This is a genomic window from Odoribacter lunatus (assembly GCF_943193135.1).
GTDB classification, from domain to species: domain Bacteria; phylum Bacteroidota; class Bacteroidia; order Bacteroidales; family Marinifilaceae; genus Culturomica; species Culturomica lunata.
The window spans coordinates 18,148-39,018 of the sequence record NZ_CALPCZ010000002.1 but is presented as its reverse complement, the minus strand read 5'-3'; the positions used below and the strand labels follow the sequence as shown (position 1 = coordinate 39,018).

At 48.5% G+C, this 20,871-nt stretch carries 14 protein-coding genes; 2 read left to right on the top strand and 12 right to left on the bottom strand.

The window, feature by feature from the left end; all coding sequences use genetic code 11:
• Positions 1 to 2: 2 nt before the first annotated feature.
• The 10 genes from NFR61_RS01645 to NFR61_RS01600 all read right to left on the bottom strand — a co-directional run bounded on the left by NFR61_RS01645 (position 3) and on the right by NFR61_RS01600 (position 16,946).
• Complete coding sequence (locus tag NFR61_RS01645) at positions 3 to 4,748, bottom strand: efflux RND transporter permease subunit (protein ID WP_251620008.1); 4,746 nt, start codon at positions 4,746 to 4,748, stop codon at positions 3 to 5.
• Between the two features lie 45 nt (positions 4,749 to 4,793).
• The gene (locus NFR61_RS01640; RefSeq protein ID WP_251620007.1) at positions 4,794 to 5,156 is read right to left on the bottom strand and encodes a four helix bundle protein; all 363 of its coding nucleotides are present in this window, start codon (positions 5,154 to 5,156) and stop codon (positions 4,794 to 4,796) included.
• A gap of 74 nt (positions 5,157 to 5,230) precedes the next feature.
• The gene (locus tag NFR61_RS01635; RefSeq protein ID WP_251620006.1) at positions 5,231 to 8,320 is read right to left on the bottom strand and encodes an efflux RND transporter permease subunit; all 3,090 of its coding nucleotides are present in this window, start codon (positions 8,318 to 8,320) and stop codon (positions 5,231 to 5,233) included.
• Between the two features lie 19 nt (positions 8,321 to 8,339).
• Positions 8,340 to 9,398, bottom strand: coding sequence for an efflux RND transporter periplasmic adaptor subunit (locus NFR61_RS01630; protein ID WP_251620005.1), 1,059 nt, complete (start codon positions 9,396 to 9,398; stop codon positions 8,340 to 8,342).
• Between the two features lie 33 nt (positions 9,399 to 9,431).
• Positions 9,432 to 10,910 carry a TolC family protein gene (locus NFR61_RS01625; protein ID WP_251620004.1) on the bottom strand — a complete coding sequence of 493 codons (1,479 nt, stop codon included), beginning with the start codon at positions 10,908 to 10,910 and terminating at the stop codon, positions 9,432 to 9,434.
• A gap of 41 nt (positions 10,911 to 10,951) precedes the next feature.
• Entirely contained in the window at positions 10,952 to 14,287 is a 3,336-nt protein-coding gene (locus NFR61_RS01620) for a golvesin C-terminal-like domain-containing protein (RefSeq protein ID WP_251620003.1), read from the bottom strand.
• Between the two features lie 18 nt (positions 14,288 to 14,305).
• Positions 14,306 to 15,235, bottom strand: coding sequence for an ABC transporter ATP-binding protein (locus NFR61_RS01615; RefSeq protein ID WP_251620002.1), 930 nt, complete (start codon positions 15,233 to 15,235; stop codon positions 14,306 to 14,308).
• A 190-nt stretch (positions 15,236 to 15,425) separates the two neighbouring features.
• Positions 15,426 to 16,145, bottom strand: a complete 720-nt coding sequence (recO, locus tag NFR61_RS01610) for a DNA repair protein RecO (protein ID WP_251620001.1) — start codon at positions 16,143 to 16,145, stop codon at positions 15,426 to 15,428.
• Entirely contained in the window at positions 16,133 to 16,717 is a 585-nt protein-coding gene (locus NFR61_RS01605) for a non-canonical purine NTP diphosphatase (RefSeq protein ID WP_251620000.1), read from the bottom strand. The genes recO and NFR61_RS01605 overlap by 13 nt, the downstream gene beginning before the upstream one ends.
• 19 nt (positions 16,718 to 16,736) lie before the next feature.
• Complete coding sequence (locus NFR61_RS01600) at positions 16,737 to 16,946, bottom strand: hypothetical protein (RefSeq protein ID WP_251619999.1); 210 nt, start codon at positions 16,944 to 16,946, stop codon at positions 16,737 to 16,739.
• A 191-nt stretch (positions 16,947 to 17,137) separates the two neighbouring features.
• Between NFR61_RS01600 and NFR61_RS01595 the strand changes: the two genes are divergently transcribed.
• Both NFR61_RS01595 and rsgA read left to right on the top strand, forming a co-directional pair.
• A complete protein-coding gene (locus tag NFR61_RS01595) occupies positions 17,138 to 18,505 on the top strand; it encodes a S41 family peptidase (RefSeq protein ID WP_251619998.1) in 1,368 nt (455 codons plus the stop codon).
• A 32-nt stretch (positions 18,506 to 18,537) separates the two neighbouring features.
• Positions 18,538 to 19,458, top strand: a complete 921-nt coding sequence (rsgA, locus tag NFR61_RS01590; RefSeq protein WP_251619997.1) for a ribosome small subunit-dependent GTPase A — start codon at positions 18,538 to 18,540, stop codon at positions 19,456 to 19,458.
• A gap of 16 nt (positions 19,459 to 19,474) precedes the next feature.
• Here the strand turns inward: rsgA and NFR61_RS01585 are convergent, their stop codons facing one another.
• Complete coding sequence (locus NFR61_RS01585) at positions 19,475 to 20,359, bottom strand: N-acetylmuramoyl-L-alanine amidase-like domain-containing protein (RefSeq protein ID WP_251619996.1); 885 nt, start codon at positions 20,357 to 20,359, stop codon at positions 19,475 to 19,477.
• Entirely contained in the window at positions 20,352 to 20,831 is a 480-nt protein-coding gene (locus NFR61_RS01580) for a CYTH domain-containing protein (protein WP_420910089.1), read from the bottom strand. Before NFR61_RS01580 ends, NFR61_RS01585 begins: the two co-directional genes overlap by 8 nt.
• Positions 20,832 to 20,871 lie beyond the last annotated feature (40 nt).

Sequence of the window (20,871 nt, the reverse complement as noted above, 5' to 3'; positions counted from 1 at the left end):
CTTTATTGTGTAATAATCTGTTCATTACCTGCCAGCTTCACTCCGCGCAGCAGCCACAGATACGAATCCTCCAGTACCGGATTCGTCCGCTCCGCATGGGGCACAGGCTGCGTTTCCGACAAACACCTTACCCGGATATTCTCTCCGATCCGGATATGATGGACTATCAACAAATCGGAAGGCAGCGTGTCGAATTCATCCGCCGGGATTTCAAACACCCACGTCACATTCTGCGCTATATTCGCCATATCGGAGGGCGTGCCCAGGTATTTCACCGACCCCTTGTTGATAACTCCCACCTGGTTACAGGAGCTGGCAATATCCTCGATAATATGCGTGGAAAATATCACAATCCGGTTGCGGGACAATTCCACCAGCAGATTCCGGAAACGGATACGCTCCCGGGGGTCCAGACCTGCCGTCGGCTCGTCCACCACCAATATGCGCGGCAGATTCAGCAGTGTCTGGGCGATACCAATACGCTGCTTCATACCGCCTGAAAAACCGCCGATTTTCCGGTCCTTATTCTCATACATGTGTACCGCTTCCAATACTTCGCGAATCCGCCGGCGACGCGTCTCTTTTTCATAAATACCTTTCAGAAGCGCCTGATACTCCAGGAACTGCCAGGACGTCAGATTCTCATACGTACCGAACTCCTGCGGAAGATAGCCTATCAGCCCCTGCAGCTCCTCCCGCTTCTCCTGCGTATCGATGCCATTGATAAAAATCTTGCCGTAACTCTGCTCGAACACGCCGCAGATAATACGCATCAGCGTCGTTTTCCCCGCACCGTTCGGCCCCAGCAGACCGAACATACCCGTATGAATATCCAGCGACACGGCATTCAGCGCCTTAAACGGCTTTTTCCTGTACCCGATAAGCGGAATCTTAGTCGCCAGACGGTAGAACCCCTTGCGGATACCGCGGAAACGTCCGTCTATCAAGTCTATATTGATATTGTACTTGTGTATCCGGTCGGACAGGTATTTCACCTGAATACCCAGATACCACAGCAGCGTGAACAACACAACAAGCCCTCCGCTGTATAGCGCGATCTCTCCCCATACCAGCGTCAGCAGAGGCGTAAAATAATACACGACCCAACGCACCTTTTTCAATACCTTCGTCCAGAAACGCCTGCCGCGGTTCTCAGCAAACTCCCGCACGATATCCAGCACCTTTACACCCAATATCCAGAACAGCACGCCGAAAAGATACGCCCAGAACGCGGATTCCTGATACATATAGACGAAATAAAACAGGAACACCACCAACGGCACCAGCCAAAGCAGCACCCGCAAATCCTTCCAGTGCCCGTACACTTCCTTCAGACCCAGACGCTCCCGTATCCGCAAGCCCGACATCCACTCCTGCATAAACTCGGAAGGCTGTCCGTAAATCTTCACCAGATTCTGTATCTGTATCACAATCTCCTCGTCCGCAGGAATAATCTCCCGACTCGCCTGGCGCAGATTGCCTTCCATAAACCACGTTACTCCCGGAATCAATATCACCGCTCCGATCAGATAGCCCACCTTCCAAAGTATCGAATCCACAAACAAAGCGATACATACCGCCGCCCCCGCCATCAAAACGATCTGCAACACCTTCATGAACAGGCTCTGCGTACGCAGCCGCTTCAGCGCGTCCTCCATGCCGGAATACAGCGTCGGAATAATCACCAGCGTCAGCAACGTACTCATGGACAGGCCGCCGATCACCGTAATCGCAAACGGAGCACCCAGCCCCGCCACAAACTCGCCTTTTCCCATGGCCAGCGGCACCATCGCCACAATCGTCGTAATCGCCGTAATCAGTATCGGCCGCAAACGGGATACGCCCGCCACAATCAGCGCACGCTGTTTCCGGTTCCCCCTCCTTCTCAATATCGACGTATAATCGATCAGAATAATACTGTTATTGACCACAATCCCTATCAGGATAATAAACCCGATCATCACATTGGCATTCATCAGAGAATAGCCCGTAAGAAGCAGCGCCAGCAAAGAGCCTATCGCTGCCAGCGGTATCGCGAACATCAGCACCACCGGCGCACTCAACGACTCGAACACCGACGCCAGGATCATATAAATGATCACGAACGCCGCCAGGATCAAAAACGCGAAATCCGATGTCGTATCCTCTTCATGTATCACCTCCACGGCAAGCCCCGAAGGAATATCCACCTTCTGCACCAGTTCGTCGATTTCTCTCCTCGCCGTTTCCAAAAACTCTTTCGACTCGTTCACATCCGAGATAAAACGATAACTCACCTCTATCGTCTTGTCCTGATTCACCCGGTTAATCTCTCCCTGTCCCGATGTCAGATTGATCGTACTGAAACTCCGCAGATCCACCAAAGACCCTTTGTCGTTCGTCACATCCAGATTGCGCAAATCCTCCAGATTCCTCACCGGTTTCTTCTCGTCATCCGCCGCTTCCGCATAACTCTTGTCCTTGATGATAATGTCATACTCCTCGTCTCCCGCCTTATACTTGATTTGCGTCGTATTCTCCGGGGCAAAATTCGTCAGCTCCGTCACCACATTGGAAGGCGTCACATCGTAAATTCCCATCAGATAACCGTCAAACTGGACGCGCGCCTCCGGTTTTCCCCGCGAACTGCTCACCCACGCATAGTTGATATTCTCCAGGTCCTGCAGCTGATACTGCAGATACTCCGCCAGATTCCTCATCTTCTCATAATCCTGCCCCTTGATCACAATCCGCTCCCGTTGATTTCCCATCCCCATGAGCTTCAACAGCTCTTCCGAGCTGCCCATCAACGCATCGCCGCCCCCGCCCTGGAAATTCTCGCTGCTCGACCTCGCCTCCAGACTGATGTCCCATATCCGCAACCGATACGCACACGAAAGAACCTCATTCTTCATCTGCTGTATCGTCTTATGATTCAGTTTCTCATAATTCTTTTTCAATTTCACCGTCACATTCGCATCCGCCGCATACACCTTCGACGTAATCTGTTCCACCTCCTCGATGCCCTGCAGCACCTCCTCATAACGCCGCACCATCTCGTCCGTCCGCTCCAGCGTATATCCCGACGGCGAAGTGATATATACATTGAACGAATCCGTCTCCACCTCTTTCAGCGTATTCAAAGAGAGCGTCAGCGACAGCGCCACCGTCACCACCAGCAACAGCAGCGTGCCCACCACCACCTGCGCCGGCTTGCGCAGACACATCTTCAATACGGCAATATACATCTGCACCGGGCGGCTGTGCAGAGACGGCACCCGGAAATCCACATCGCTCTCCTTCTTCGTCATGAAATAATTCACCGCCATCGGCACCAGCAGCAGCGCAACCACCAGCGATATGGTCAAAGTGGATATAATAGACACCCCGACATGCTCCCCGATCAGCTTGATCATAAAATTATCGGCAAACAAAAACGGCAAAAACACGGTAATCGTCGTCAGTGTCGCCGCAAAAATGGACTTCCACACCTCCTGCGTACCCCGTACCGCCGCCTCGTCGCCGGATTCCCCCAGCGACCGGTGCCGGAAAATATTCTCCATCACCACCACCGAATTGTCCAGCAGCATCCCCACCGCCAGCGCGATGCCCGTCAGCGTCAGCGTATTGATGCTGATGTCGGAAAGGTAAAAAAAGTAAAACGATGAAAATACCGATATCGGTATCGCAAACGCGATAATCGTGACTATCCTGAAATTGCGGAGAAACAGATAAAGTATGAAAATAGCCAGCACCGCCCCCGTCAGACCCAAGTTCACTATCGTATCGATATTGCTGCTCATCGTCTCGGCCACATCCGTATCCACCTTGATTTCCACATTCTTGACCGCCAGCTCCCGGTTCAATTTGTCGATTTCCTCCCGCACCCTCTCCGACAAATCGATCACATTCACCTGGGGCGATTTCGATACCACGCACGTAATCACCTCTTTCCCGTTCACCCGCGAATACGATTCTTCCTCCTTGATGCCGAAATTTATCTCCGCAATGTCTCTCAGCAGCACCGGCCCCTGGGCAACGACGATATTTCCGATATCTTCCGTTTTAAGATACTCCGCCGTCACATTCACAAAAAAGCGCCTGTTATTTTCGTACACTGAACCGGCAAAACTCTTTTCCGCCATATTCCGGCTGATCATCATGCTGATCTGAGAACGCGTCAGATTCAGGGCATCGCATTTATTCTCATCCAGAATCACCTCTATGCTCTTCTGGCGTCCACCCATCACGATAACTCCCGCTACCCCTTCCACATTCTCCAGCTCCGGAACAATATCCGCATCCGTGATACTCCTCACATAATCAATATCGTCATCGCTCAACACGAAAAGCGTCATAAACTGGGAATTGACCATTCCCGTCGGCGCCTTGTTCACCACCACCTGAAACTCGTCCGGTATATTGGAAGCCATCGCCTTTATCTTCTCGTCCAGTTTCAGGTACGCATACTTCACATCCGTTCCCTTCACAAAAGAAACCGTAATCCGGGCATTCCGCGTCGAAATGCGGGTCTCGATCTTCTCCACTCCCTCCAGCGTGCTGATCACGCCCTCCACCGGGATAGCCGCCTGATTCTCTATATACTTCGGGTCCAGCTCGGTCGTCGCCCCGATATTCACGCTCAACACCGGCAACTCCGCATTGGGATACAACTCCATCGGCAAATAACTGTATGAAAAATACCCCATCAATGTCAATCCGATGAATAACATCGATATGAGAACCCGGCGTTTAATTAATCTATTCATGATAACTTATGTTGAAGAAGTTGAAAAAGTTAAAACGTTGAAAAGCTAATCCTGCTTTCGGTCTAAATAATTCAGTAAATTATAAATACCGACAGAAAGCATTTTACATTTTTCCTGCAACTTTTCTACTTTCAATTTCTCCATATAATTTAAATCCGACGCAATATATAACATACTCCTCACCTCCCCGCAACTTCCCTTCGCTATTAATAAAAATCTCTTAAACATAGAAACAGAACCAGCTTCCGCCCCCTCCGCAATATTATTCATAACGGATACTGCCGCCCGCTGAATCTGATCATTAAATCCGTAATCCCTCACCCCTCCGGTAAAAGCATAAATCTCCCCCACCAACTCCCTGGCATCCTGCCATATCTTAAACTCCTCAAAATACTTCACCGTCCCCATCTTTTCATCCCTTTAACCATTAAACCTTTTCAACTTTTTCAACTTTTTAAACTCTTTCAACTTTTTCAACCCTTTCAACTTTTCAACCTCTTGTCAAAAATACAATACACACAAGGTATTACTACCAATGTCAATATCGTCGAAGTGAGCAGACCGCCAATGACGGCCAGGGCCATCGGCGAGCGCAAAGAAGCGCCCTCCCCGAAACCGAAACACATCGGCAGCAGGGCCAGTATCGTCGTCAGGCTCGTCATGATAATCGGACGGATACGCTGCTGCGCCGCCCCCATTATCGCTTCGTGCAACTCCACACCCTGCGCTTTCAGCTGATTGATGCGATCCACCAGTATGATCGAACTGTTCACGGCTATACCCGCCAGCATGATCAATCCGATAAACGCCATCATGTTCAGCGTCTCTCCGAGAAGCAGAAACGCCAGGATGCTCCCCACTCCCGCCAGCGGTATCGTCAGCAGAATGGTAAACGGATGGCGCAGCGATTCAAACTGGGAAGCCATGACCATGTAGACCAGTATCACGGAAAGTATCAATGCGAAACTCAGACCGCCGAAAGATTCCGCCCGTTTTTCCTCCTCTCCCGTAATCTTGGCGGAATACTTCGCCGGGAACTCCACGCCCTCCAGCACCGCATTCACAGCCGGAGTCACCTCGCCCAAAGAATATCCCTTCTGCAACATCGCCGTCACCTGTCCCACCCGGTTCTGATTATTCCGGCTGATCTCTCGCGGTGCGGAAGTCACTTTCACCTCCGCCACCTCGCCCAAACGATACTTCTTGTCCCCCTGCACAATCTCCACATCCTGCAAATCGCTCAAAGACACCTCCGGCACTTTGATCTCAATGTCTATCGGTTCCCCCTGCGTTTCATAGCTGCCTGCCACCTTCCCGTTGAGTTTCTCGCTCACCTGCTGCGCCACGGTAGAAATATCCACACCGTATATGCCGCTCCGCAGGCGGTCAATGGAAATATCCACCTCCGGCGCGCCCTTCTCCATAGACGTACTGATATCATAAACTCCCGCTATACCCGCCATTTTCTCCTTCACCTCCTCGCAAAGCTCCTCGAGCACTTCGATTTCCTCTCCTTTAATCTCCACGACCAAAGGAGCGCCCTCCGTTCCCAGAGCGCTTTGCAGGGCGGACTGCTCCTTCTCGTAAGTAATCTCCACTTCCTTCGGCATGTCAGCATTCGCATTCAAAGCGGCAATCAGATAGTCCGCATCCATCTTCGCCCCTTTCTTCAACTTCACCTGCACCACCGCCTGGTTGTCCTCCCCGGCTTTCCCGTCCTGCTGCGTATCCGTATTGGAAGGTCCCACCAGTGTATACATCCACTCTATATTCTCCCCGCCGATATCCCGAATCATATTTTCTATCGAAGCGGCGGCGTAATCCGTCGTCTTCAGTTTCGTCCCCGCCTCCAGCGCAATATTCACGCTAAACTCCCGCGACTCCGCCTTCGGCATAAACTCCATACCGATAAACGGAACCATCAGATAAGAAAAAACCACCAGTAAAAAGGCTACCAACACAACCGCATAGCGGTGACGCAGCAAACGTCCCACAAACCGGCCATACCCCTTTATCTGTACGGATTTCTTTTCCGTCTTGCTCTGCTGCACAAACTTGGACGAGAGCATCGGGATAAAAAGAATCGCCACAAAAAGGGAAGACAACAGCGAAAATGTCACTGTCCATGCCTGTTCCTTAAACAACTCTCCTGCTGCACCTTGTACATACACAATCGGTAAGAAGACCACTATTGTCGTCAATGTGGAAGAGGTAATCGCACCCGACACTTCCGAGGCTCCGCGTATGGCTGCCTCCTTCGCCGAAAGCCCGTTTTCCAGATTCCGGAAAATATTCTCCATCACCACGATCGCATTGTCCACCAGCATCCCCGCTCCCAATGCCAGACCGCCCAACGTCATAATGTTCAGGGTCAGCCCGTTAAAATACATTAAATTAAACGTCGCTATAATTGAAATCGGTATCGAAACACTTACAATCAGCGTCGTATTGATGCGCCGCAGGAATATATACAGAATAATCACCGCCAAAAGAATGCCCATCACTGCCGAATCCTTTACCTCGCCTATGGAAGCACCGATAAATTCCCCCTGGTCGCTGATGACATCGAAGTAATACCCCGGCATACTCTTCTGCAGCTCCTCCAGTTTCTTCCGGATGTTGTCCACCGCCTTCACGGTATTGTATTTATTCTCCTTATAGATACTCAATCCCAGACAACGGTCGCCGTTAAACCGGGCAATGTTGTCCGGCTCTTTGTTCAGCTGTTGCACACGCCCAATATCTCTCAGATACACAGGTGCTTTTACATTGGAAGCCCCATTTACAGAAGAGGCCGTCTCCGTTTCATTGGAAGTGCCCGTCGCTTCCTTGAAAGCAACGATAATATTTTCGATATCCTCGATATTTTTTATCAGACTCACCCCTTTTACGGTATACTGAATGTCTTCATTGACGATCGTTCCCCCCGAAACATTCCGGTTCACACTCTCGATTTTCGATGCGACATCCGCCACTGTCAGATTAAAGGCTTCCAGCAGATAAGGATCCGTTTGCACCTCAATGTAAGCATCTTCCTGCCCGTTCAACTGAATATCCGCTACCCCGTCCAAACGCACCAATTCGCTCCGCATATAATTCTCTGCGATCTTACGGAGTTCGTTCATATCCTGAATTTCACTGTGCCTCAAAGCTATCACCATCACCGGTGTCGCATTCGCATCGTAGCGGGATACATTCAGCGACGTCACCTCACTGTTCTGGGCTATCTGCGACAGATTCCGCTGCAAATCCAGAAAAGCCGCATCCATATCCTGGTCCCAATCGTACTCCACCGTAATCGTCGCAGCTCCCGCCCGACAACTGCTCGACACATTCTTCACGCCATCCTGACGCGCCGCCAGTGCTTCGATATTCTTGACGAACTGTTTCTCCATCTCCTCCGGCGGACGCTCTCCGGCCTTCAATTCCACATACAGAGCCGGATTCTTCAAATCCGGGAACAAATCCGTCCCCAGCTTATTGTACGAGATCACTCCGAGCAAACAGATTGCAAGAGTGAGCATCAATACGGTCACCGGAAACTTTACCGCAAATTTTGTTATCTGATTCATGCCACCGATACTAAAATCATCATTTCATCACCTTTACCCTGCTTCTGTCCCTCAGCCACTCGTAACCTTTCACCACCACACGGTCTCCTTTCTCCAAACCGCTCTTCACTTCAATATATTTGTCATCATTGATTCCCGTCTTGATAGTTTTCTCCACGGCTGCCGAACGGTCTACCGTAAAGACAATCTGATTCCCTCTCCGTCTCGTGATAATATCTTTCGGAACGGAAAGCACGGAATCTTTCCTCACCGTCACCACATCCGCTTTCGCAAACATACCCGGACGCAGTTTTAACTTCGGATTATCGATCAGAATATAGCCCAGAAAGGTACGGGTATCCTCGTTGATCACCGGAGACAGCTGCGTCAATTCTCCTTTCAGCGTATCCGACTTGATGTTGTAGTTCGTGATATGCACCCGCTGGCCGACTTTCAGTTTCGGCATCGAATTTTCCGGGAACTGCGTTTCCACATACATCTTGCTGTAATCCATAATCCCCGCCATCGTCTGCCCGGAAGCCACCTCCACATTCGGTGTATAATAAGGCAGACTTACAATCACCCCGGCGAAAGGAGCCTTGATTTCCATCTTGCCCAGCGTGATATAGGCATTCTCCAGTGCCAGCTTGGCATTGATATAGGACGTCTCGGCCGTATTCACATCCTTTTGGGTAGCCCCACCCTTTTCCAACAGCGTTTTCTGGCCTTCCCACTCCTTCTCCGCAATCTCTACCTGCAACTTCTTGCTTTCCAGCTGTACGTCGTTCTCATACTGCTTGTTTTCCAAGCGGATAATAACCGTACCTTTCTCCACCGCATCCCCCAGCTGATACGGCTTCCCCGTTTTCGGATTGCGTTGCAGCACATACTTTCCATCCATTTCCGACTTCATTTCCGTCGTCTGGGTAGCCTTTGCCGTTCCCGTCGCGGTTACATACTCTTCAATCGTGCGGGGTTTCACCTCCTCAATCCATACCGGAGTCGTCGTTTCAGAAGAAGAATTATCCTGATTTCTTCCGCAGGCACACAAAAGCACTCCTCCGAAAAACAATCCGATGACCTTTAAATAACTGTTCATGATATATCGATTTATAAAATTTACAATTCCTGATTACTTTCTCCCTTTCCCGCCGGAAACCTCCACCGGCAAATAAGACTGCGACGTCTCGAAATCCCACAGCGTCTGGATTTTCAGATTCAGCAGCTCCAGCTTGTAACTGATAATCGCATTCGTATATTCCTGCTTCGCCGTCGTCAGCTGCGTCTGGTACTGCTGCAGCTCCATACCCGTCAAGTCCCCGTTCCGGTACTTCTCCAGATTGATATCATAGGTCCGTTCCGCATTCTCGATGCTCTTCTTCCGGATATTGATCTGATTTATCAGCGTGGGCAGATTCCGGCATACCTGACGGATATTGATCGTAATCTCTTTTTTCTGCTCGTCCAGATCCACCTCGTCCGACTCCATCGCCAACTTGCTGGACTGCACTCTCGCCTTCTTGGCTCCCCAGTCGAAAATAGGAATATTCAAGGAAATACCGAACTCCTCGTTGTCCGTCGGATTATCATACATATTCGCCACTTTGTCCCCCAAGGCATTCAATCCCACGCGCGCCGTGATGCTTCCCCTGAACTCACTCTCCGATTTTGCCCGGACAATGGCAAACGCATCCCGCTCCAGCGTAATCTGCTTCTGCCGCAACTCCATGCGCTGCTCCAAGCCGTGCCGCACCGCTTCGGCCGTATTCACGGAAATGGGCTGCACCTCCGTATTCGGCAGCACCGCAATCTCTTCATCGAGCGAAATACCCAGCAGCAAACGAAAATCGTCCTTCGCATTCTCATAGTTGATTTCCGCCGTATATACCGAAGACTGACTCGTCGCCAAATTCACTTCCGCCTGATAAAGCTCCTCCTTTGCCACCAGTCCCGCATCCACTTTGTTCCTGATAATCTCGTAATTCTGCCGCTGATTTTCATACTCGTCGCGGGCAATGCTCAAATCCTTCTGGCGCTGGTACACGGAATAAAAATTGGTCGTCACATTCCTTTCAATGGTCAGCTGCTGCATCGCATAGCTCAGTTGCGCATTTTCCAGTGCCAGTTCCAGCTCCTTCAGCTGCATCTTGGTCCGGTTGTATGTAAAAATCGGCTGGTCGATCATCAGCGAAAGATTGTGCGTAAACGCCGTACTTTTCCCTCCCGACGTCCGGTTACTGGCATCCTGCCAGGAGAAATCGTTCACCAGCGAAACCGTTCCGTCCGTCCACTTGATCGGCTGGCGAATGGCCAAAGATGCATCGGCACCCATCGACTTGCTGTCGTACCACTTGCTGTTGTAACTGTCATACTGGCTCGTCCGCGAAAACCGGAACGGATTCACCTCCAAAGCAAACTGCGACTTCAACGAAGCTTTTTGCGCTTTCAGGTTCAACTCATTCTGTTGCAGACTCAATTTACTCTGAATCAAGGAGGGACTGTTTTCAAAAGCAATCTTCAGAGCCTTGTCCAATGTCAGTATCTCCTGTGTAAAACCGTCCGGCACCCCCCACAAAAACAAAAGGGCCGCCAACAAGGTAATTTTTCGCATCGTACTCTTATTTTTTATCATTTCTAATCCGTTCTCATTCTTTACTTTATCCGGCTAAAGCGAACAGCATCCGCCACCACGAACTGTCCTCCCGTCTTGTCCGACAGGATAACGGAAACTTTCCCTTTGGGCAGATAAAAAGTTCCCAGCGACAACCAGCCGTTCTCGCCCTGGCTCAGATCGACCGTCACCGTCTCCTCCTCATCATCGTATTTGATAGTATAGGTATGATTCTGCTCGCTGCGGTACCTTTCCCTTCTGAACCACCACGATTCAAACTTGGGATTCCAGACAAATATCTCATACAGGCTGTTCTCCGGCAACTCCGCCGTCCATTCCACCCGGTGCACACCGGCCCCTTTCTTCTTGTGGAGAGCCGAATGGACAGGCAGACCGTAACACGTATTGTTGATTACCGCCGTCCATTGCGACGGAAATCTCCACGGGAAAAAATTCTTGTACTTCTCTTCGTCTTCCTTCCGGAAATAATCTTTCAGTTTACGCTTCCTTTCCGGTTCGATAATCCGGAAACCCGCATCCTCGTTATCCACGATAATTTCATCCGGGGTTTTTGCAAAAAGCATCGTATCTATCGGGAAACTTCCCCGCGTCGTGTCCGAAATCTCGTTATCGACTTTCGAGAAATTATAGGTAAACTCATTCGGCAGGTTGTGGGAAATATTCGTATTGATTATCAGCCGCGCCGGACGGTCGTCGTTGATGATTTTTATCTCCCGTGCACTGCGGGGCGGCAGCACATAATACTGCGTATTGTCCTCCTGTGTGGTCGTTCCTCCCTGCCGGAAACCTCCCCACCTGTTGCCTCCCTCTTCCACTTTCACGGAAACAATGCCATCCAGGTCCGAACTGTTGTAAGCCTTGAAACGGATCTGATATTTCGTATAATCCTCCAGTACCACTTTGTTCGCATCCACCTCCATCAACTGAATCACCGGAGAGTGGTCCACCTTGTACCAATCCTCGACAAACGCCCGGAGATCAATTCCGAAACGCTTCGTAAAACTCTCCGCGAAAACATCGAACGACACGATCTCGAAATTATGACTGTCCCGGAGCTCTTTCAGGAAAGCATCCAGTTCTTTCACCGATACCTGGGAAACAATATGGTATTTCAGAAAACTGCTTTTCAATTTCAGCAGTTCGTAAAAAATCTCCGGTTTCATCGTCCGGTCCCCTGTCGCCTCCTCAAAACTCTTGGTCTGCAGGTATATATTCGCTTTCTGCTTGTCGTTAATGGCGCTTCTCCCTCCTCCGAACCACCACATCCGGGTACGCTCCGCCGTCATATTCTGAAGCGTGTTTATCGCCACGTCTATCACGGGATAATCCAGCGAATGAATAAAACCCGTAAACGCGAAAAACATTGCCGCCATATTCAACTTGTTCATTTCCGGCGACTCGCTCCACCGCATGTCTCCGTCGGACGATGACTCCTTAAGAAACGCGTTCTGGATAAAATCCCGCAGCATACGGATCTGAATATCCTGTTCTTCCACCACCTCGTCCCGCCGCTTCCAGTCTTTCATCCGCAAATGCTGGGAACGGAAATCGCTCGATGTCAGCAGCCCCCGCTCCGAGATAAAGACAATCTCAGGCATCACCTGCTCGGTGTAGCCTTTCCAGTTGCGGATATATCCGGTAAAATGCAACGGAGTCTCCACAATACAAAACTTCGGGAAAGGATAAGCCCTGTTTTTCGCCACCTCGATGGTATTTCTTATCTCCCGGACGACGTTCGGCAGCGTATCCTGCAATTCGGTAAAATACTTCGAATAGAAATCGTGTCCCCGGAAGTTATAAATCTCATAATCCGTCGAATCCACCCGAAGCGATTTTTTCTCATAATCCCCGATAGTCAGACTGATTCCCGGAAGAGGAATCTCATTCGTAAAACCAACTTCCCCGTCACGCTCTTCGGCTTTGCCCTGGGAAATGACCGTCTTTCCAGGCTTTGCGGAAACGGTGAGCGAATAAAGCGTAAAATCCCGCTTGATTTTATAGGGCGCCGCCGGATAGACAGGCGCTTCCGCCACCGGATACCACATACATTCCGGTGTCAGCAAGGTGTAGTCGTCGCCGAGGTACGCATAGCGCTTCCCGTAACGGAATTTAAATGTATTCGCCAGCGGATTGGCGAAAAAATCTTTATCCTCGATATCCGTATAGCAACTGTTTTCGTCGATCCCTCCTTCATAGCCGACAGTCAATGACAATTCCGCAGCAGGCTCCAGCGCCTTCTCGATAACCAGCACCTGGTTCTCCCGCCTATACACCGCATTCTCACCCTCGACCTTCACTTCCGAAACCTGCAGCGCCGGATTCAGATAAAAAACCAGCCGCTCTATTCCTGCCGGCTGATTGTTGCGCACACGCAGCTCGCTGCGTCCGGTCATGTGATTTCCGTTCTGCTCAATCCGAATCGCATGCGAAAGTACATTCACTTTCGGATACTCCGCATACGCGTTAAAACTTTCGGCAATCACCGCACGCTGTCCGGCAAGTTTCTCAAAACGAAGCAAATACAGCCATCCTATCCCGACCGCCGCGCCGATAATCACCACGGCACCCGCGGCAAGCAGCTTCGTTTTCCACGGCCGGTGGGGCAACCGTTTGACCAACGTAATCGTCAGACAGACGAAACCTATTCCCAGCAACAGATAAATCAGACGCTGCCACAAAAAAAGCCCCATATCCGCATGGCCGGTCACATCCGACAATATCGAAGGCATGTTCACGCCGAAGAAATCGAAAATCCCGTACCATTTCTCCGGCAAATAAATAAATATCGTCCCGATGATTCCCAACATCACGATAAACGTCACCGCCTGGTTTTTCAGCAAACACATGGCCGTAAAAGACAGCCCCAGCACAAACAGAAGGGAAGGCAGGGAAATCGTGAACAGATACAGCAGATAAGGATACAGACTGAACGGCGAGCGGTTGAGCACCAGCGTGATGAACATCGCCACCGCGAACGGAATCAGATTCAACCCCAGAAACGTGCGGACAATCCCCCACACCTTCCCGATAATGTAATCCGCATTGCTCATGGGCCGCACATAAATCACCTCCGCGGTATCCAGTTTCTTGTCCCGTTTCAGAAAGTTGCCCGCCAGAAAAATCACGATGACCGACTGGGCGACGCTGTAAAGATAAACGGTAAAAAACGGCACCAGCGAAGATACCCCCGTATAGTTCCACGTCTCCGAATATTTCCAGAATACGAATGACAGATTGCTCAACTGCATCAGGGTCAGAATCAGCAGTACCAGAATCGCAAATATTCTGAAAAGCCAGCTCCTTTTCAACAGCTTCACTTCATAGCGGGCAATCGTATTTATGTTGTGTATATTCATACTTCAATCATTAAAGTTCTATTTGAATAAATCGCCCGTAACCGACTTATCCGCATACATATCCATCTTGTCCTGCAACAGATAATCCATAAAATAGACATACGCATGCTCGATATTGGGAGTAATCGTTTTCGCCGAAAGCCCCGGCAAATTTTCCGCCACAATCTGAATATCCCATCCTCCGTTGGAGGGAATGGTCGAAATAATCGGATATTTCTCTTTCACCTCCTTAAATTCGGCATCCGTCACAAACACTTCCCACACTTTTCCTCTTGCCAGATCGATCATATCGTCAGGCGAGCCTTCGAATTTCAGTTTGCCCCGGTTCAGCAGCGCCAGCTTCTTGCACGTACTGGAAATATCTCCGACAATGTGGGTGGAAAGAATGATAATCACATCCCGTTCGCTGACATCCGACAGGATATTGCGGAAGCGGATGCGCTCCTCGGGGTCCAGTCCGGTGGTCGGTTCATCCACGATAATCACTTTGGGATTCCCGATAATCGCCTGTGCGATTCCCAGACGGCGTTTCATACCTCCCGACAGTTTGTTCGCCCAACGGTCACGCACTTCGAACAGACCTACCTTGCGCAGCATCTCGTCCACCGCTTCCCCCCGGTGACGGGTTCCCTTCAGACCCGCCAAAGCCGCCCCGTAATCCAAAAACTCCCACACTTTCAATTTCTCAAAAAAACGAAAATCTTGGGGTAAGTAGCCCAAGATTGAACGAATCGCCTTGCGGTCTTTGGTTATATCGTAATCGTCGAAATAAATCGTCCCGGAAGTAGCTCCCTGCAACAAGGTCATTATCCTCATCAACGTAGTCTTTCCAGCCCCGTTCGGCCCCAGCAGACCGAACATGCCCGGCTCTATGTCCAGACTCAACCCGTCCAGCGCCTTATGTCCGTCCTGATAAATCTTGCTCAGGTTCTTGATTTGTATTCTCATCGCATCGCAACACTTTGAAAGCCATAAAGGTAATATGTTTCAATAAAAAAGCAAAATTCATGCCGTATTTCCCGTTTCGACAACGAACGGACCATTTTCTGACGGATGAAAGATGTCAAAATACCCCATGTCCATCCGGAGGAAAAGAAGAATGCAAAATAATAAGTGAATTATTGACAATAAAGATTTTTCAATTGAATATCTCACGAAGGACTTTAATACTTTTCACATTAAAATCCAGGTTAAGATGAATACCGAAAAAGAGCAGAACGATGTCCAAAAGCATACTCCGGCTCTGGCGGTCGAGCGGAATTGCTTTCAATTCCTCCACCTGGCAGGTGCACAGCCTGTATATGGCCTTTGCGGCATTGGGACCGGAAATGGAGGCGGCACCGGTACCGGGTGCGACAAAATTGCCGTCATTAATATTGAACAGCGCCCCTTCGGCGTATGTCTCGGTATTGATGCGGAAGCCCATCAAAGCCGCCAAGCGATACAGGAAAAACAGGTTAAAGTTGGCGATATCCCCATCCGTGGTGTTGAGGTACTCCACCGAATAGCGGATGAAATCGAAAAGCGCATCGTTTTTCGGTTCTTTTCTTAAAAGAAGATTCAGTATTTCGCTCCATAAAAGAGCGATGTTCATTTTGTAGACATTCAGGCAGACGGCAGCATTATTTACCAACGGGGAGAGCGTCCTGAGCTTGTGGAAGCCGCCACGGAGATTTTCGTACAGTTCTATTTCCGCGATCTGCATGCAGACCGCCGTCCGGCTGTTGTTGTTCCGCTTAAAGACAAACGAAGGGGAAATCAGCGTGAGGTAGCCTCTTTCTTTGGAAAAGACGCAGACAATTTTCTGACTGTCCGTGTAATCCTGGGTTTTTAATATGACGCCTGTTACCGTTTCCATTTATCCGCCAGAAAATCGACTAATTTGCTTACGGCTCTCCCGCGGTGGCTGATTTTATTTTTTTCGTCCATCGGCATCTCGGCGAAACTTTCGGCATATCCCTCCGGTCGGAAAATAGGGTCATAACCGAAACCCGTCTCTCCCTGCCGGGCTGTCAGTATTTCTCCGCGGACTTCTCCTTCGAAACAATATTCCCGCCCTTCCAGCAGGAGAGCAATGACAGTACGGAAACGCGCCCTGCGATCAGTCTGTCCCTCCATTTCCTGCAATACTTTCCGCATATTCGCCTGGGTGTCCTTTTCCGGACCCGCATAACGGGCGGAATATACTCCGGGACGGTTTCCGAGCGCCGCTATTTCCAAACCAGTATCATCGGCAAAACAGTCGTAGCCGTAATGCTCTTTCACATACCGGGCTTTCTCCAGCGCATTTTCCTGCAAGGTTTCGTAATCTTCGGGAATATCGTCATGGCATCCGATTTCCTCCAGGGAAACGATTTCAAATCTGTCGCCCAACATCCGGGAAATCTCTTCCAGCTTGTGCTTGTTGTTCGTCGCAAATACCAATTTCATTTTTCCGTTCAAATTAAACTCATAACGACTCTAAGAATTTATTGAGTTCTTCCTTGGTGGTACAGGGCGTAACATTCCTCGCCCTGTACTGTCTGCGCCCTTCTTCAAGTCTGTTTTCAAGCTCCGGAGAAAGGATAAAATCGTTTTCATAAACAGGCGTAAGCATATAAGAAACTTTTCCTCTGCGTCTGATAACCACCTGTTCCCCTTTATCGGCAAGAGCAAACATGGACGCCTGCTTTTCCCTGAATTCTCTCGATGTTATTTGAATTTTGTGTACCCCAAACGGTACAACAAATATAATAGGAAATATGTAATCACAAAATGCAATCCGGCAGAAAAATTAAAGAATTGAAAAGGGAACCCTTTTTAAGTTTTATTTATATCTTTATCAATATTAATCATGTACAATTACAATTTATGAGATTTACTCTACTCTTCGTATTCCTATCGCTTTTAACTCATGCTTCAGCTCAGAAACCTGTAAATAAAAAACAGTCCGGTAAAGACTACAGTCAGTTTATCATCTATCCCAAAGTTTTTATTAATAAGGATTCCGTCTATATTCAGGATAAAGACAATATTCATCCTCATCTTTTTGAAAGCCTTACTCGACAAGAGCGGGATTCTTTTAGAAAATTGATACATGAGCGTAAACAAAAATATGAAGGGGACTCCATTACTGTTTCTGAACACTTTTTCCTTTGGCTGCCTCTTATTGAACGATTGAATTATGAAGACCCGCATTATTGGGTATGGCCTTTGGTTGATTTTACGGATAAGAAATTCAAACAGAATGACATTCATGTCGTACCAGTTAATTTGTTGATAATTAACGACACTGCCATCGTCGATAGAACTTGTGACACCATTTTTCATGTCGGAGACCGGATTGTGGCGATTAACAATGAGCCTATCGAAAATTTTCTGAATATAAATTGCCTTCGGTATATACCATGCGCTATCCTTCAACAATTCAACTATTTCGCTTATTCTCCCCACTACATTGTAGAGGTGGAGCGAAATGGCAAAAGATTACAACTTTCTACAAATGGAATCGGCTATAATGACGCTCTTTTCAGGTTATCCGCCAGTAAATGGAAAAAAGAATTATTGCATGAACATCAAATCGGCTATATTGAGATGGATGCTTTCTATCCCAATAATTCACTTGTTATAAATCAATTAGCAAAGTTTGTAAAAACAGTTCAAAAAGCAGGTTATAAAGATGTTATTATCGACGTACGAAAAAATACCGGCGGGTCAGGCCACAATTTCGACCATTTAATTTCACTTTTCACGTCGGCAGATTCTTTATATTATGCCAAAAGGGAGCGCGTGCGGGTTTCAGAATACACCCTCGATTACGGATTCCCAGAAGATAGTATCGGTATATTGGCAGACCTGCCGGCCAAAGAAGCTCATCCGCGAATCCCGTTAAAACCCAAAAAATATCTGGGACAGATGAATTACTATGTTTTAATGAGCCACAATACCCAGTCCATGGCATCCTCATTCGTTAATGTTTTACAAACAAATGGATTTGCAACACTTTGCGGAGAAGCATTGTCCCATAATGCCCTGAAATACGGAGAAGTTCTTCGATTCGGCTGGAAAAGCAAATCCAATATCCGAATACTATCAACGGTAGAAACCGAAGAATACACAAAAAGTCCGGACGGGCAGATATACCCGGATATTGAAATCCCTTATATCGCAGCGGAGTACATGCAAGGCGGCGATCCTATGTTAGAAAAGCTGATAAAATATATTCGGAAAAGAAGATAAAAGTAGTATGTTTGTAAAAGAAAAAGAATGCTATGGAAACGGGGGTTGTCACTAAATCGACAGGAAGCTGGTATATTGTCCGAAAAGAGAACGGGGAGCAGGTGGAATGCCGGATGCGCGGCAAGTTGCGTCTGAAAGGCAGTCGTACAACGAATCCCGTTGCCGTCGGAGACAGGGTAGATATGGAATATGACCGGGAAGAGTATGTCATTACCCGTATTCATGAGCGACGGAATTATATCATACGCAGGTCCACGAATCTTTCGAAAGAGGCACATATTATCGCTACGAATGTTGACCAGGCTTTGCTTGTCGCTACCATCAACCATCCGCAGACGCCGACTGTTTTCATCGACCGCTTTCTGATGACGGTCGAGGCCTATAATATCCCTGCCGTTATTGTTTTCAATAAAACGGATTTATACAATGAGTCTGATTTGGCTCGGATGCAGGAATTGATAGCCATTTACACTTCGGTCGGTTATCCGTGCCATGCTTTGTCTGCCGAGGAACCCGAAAGTCTGGTTCCTTTTAAGGCGCTGTTGGCGAACAAGACAACCGTTTTATCGGGCATGTCGGGTGTCGGGAAATCCACGCTTATCAACAGGATAGAGCCTTCTCTCCAGCTGAAAGTCGGTGCCATATCGGACAGTCACGACACGGGCAAACATACCACGACTTTCGCAGAGATATTCTCGTTGGGGGAGAATAGTTATATTATCGACACGCCCGGCTTGAGAAGTTTCGGCATCATCGATATTGCCAAGGAGGAAATTTCGCATTTTTTTCCGGAACTCTTCAATGTTTCGGACAATTGTCGGTTCTACAACTGTACCCATACCCACGAACCCGGCTGTGCCGTAATAGAAGCCGTACAAAAAGGCGATATCAGCGAAAGCAGGTATTGGAGTTATCTGAGCATGATGGAAGAAAACGGAGAGAAATACAGATAAAGTTTCCTTCCCCGTTTTACGGCATTTCCAACCAATCCTCGCTTAACACAAGATTGGGGCGGGCTACGATAATTCCTGTCTGGGAAGAAATATCAGCCATATAAGTCTCCAGAGGGACTGTCGAAATAACAACTTTCTTACCTGTACTCGATGCGTGCATCAGGTAGATTTTTCTCCCCTTTTTTACGGCAATCCCCAAGTGAGATGTATCCAGCCCCTGAATGTTCGTCGTTATCAAAAGAATGTCTCCTGTATGTATTTTATTCGCTACGGCTTTTATTTCTGATTTTGGAATGTAGTAATATGTCCGTTTGTTGATGGACATTTCAATATCCCGCATCTTCTTTACCAACTGTTTGTCGGCAGCCAAAGGCGGGTATTTCGACGGATGCTTCGACATAAATCCGACATTCGGGAGATAAGAGTTCCCCCCAAGAGATTCTGTAACATCATTTAGATAATGGAGGCGTTCCATTTCGTACAGCCAGTCCGTAGAATAATGAAGCCGGGAGGTATAATCCGTAATCTTTCCGTTCCGATACCTCAATCTCACAATATTATTCACAAATTCCCGTACGGAAATCACATTATAATTATCCAATAATGCCAGCGCCAATACATTCTCGACAAAAGTCACGCAATCCAATTCCCGCAGGTTAATCACCGGCATTTCTGCCTGAACTTCATTCAACGTACCCGACTTATAGGGCTTCCCCAAAAAGAACCTTCCAATCATCTCAATACGCTTATCCATGGAAAGTTCTCCCAACCTTTTTTGTGCGGCATATTCCCCGAATTGCTTTAAAATGACGCTGTCCGCTTTTATTACAGGAAGTCCTTTCCCCGAGGAGAAAAGACAAAATAAACATACCCACAGTAAAATAAATTTGACACTATTCATCGCCACACCAATTTTTATACGGATTTTTGGTTAAGGATGAATTATAATACCGGATATCTCCGGTAACCTCTTTCCCCAACCAATCCGGTTTTACGAAATCTTCATCCTCAACGGAGAGCTCTATTTCCGCTACGACCAACCCCGCGTTATCACCTTGGAATTCATCCACTTCATAAGTATGTTTCCCCACCGGAACAAGATAACGCAGTTTTTCAACGGCACCCGGTTCACACAGTTTTATCAGTTCTTCTGCCTCGTGCGGAGCAATTTCCTTCTCCCATTCAAACCGAGACACCCCGTCACGGCTTGCCCTGCCCTTTACGGTCAGAAATGCCTTCTCTCCCCACACCCGCACCCGCACACTTCTTTCCGGCACGGATGATAAATACCCCTGCAATATCGGCACAACAGCAGTGGCCAACCGTTTAAAATCCTCTCCTTTGACTAGGAATTTCCGTTCAATTTCCTGCATGATTACTTTTTGAACATTCGGAATCCGTTTCAAATATAAA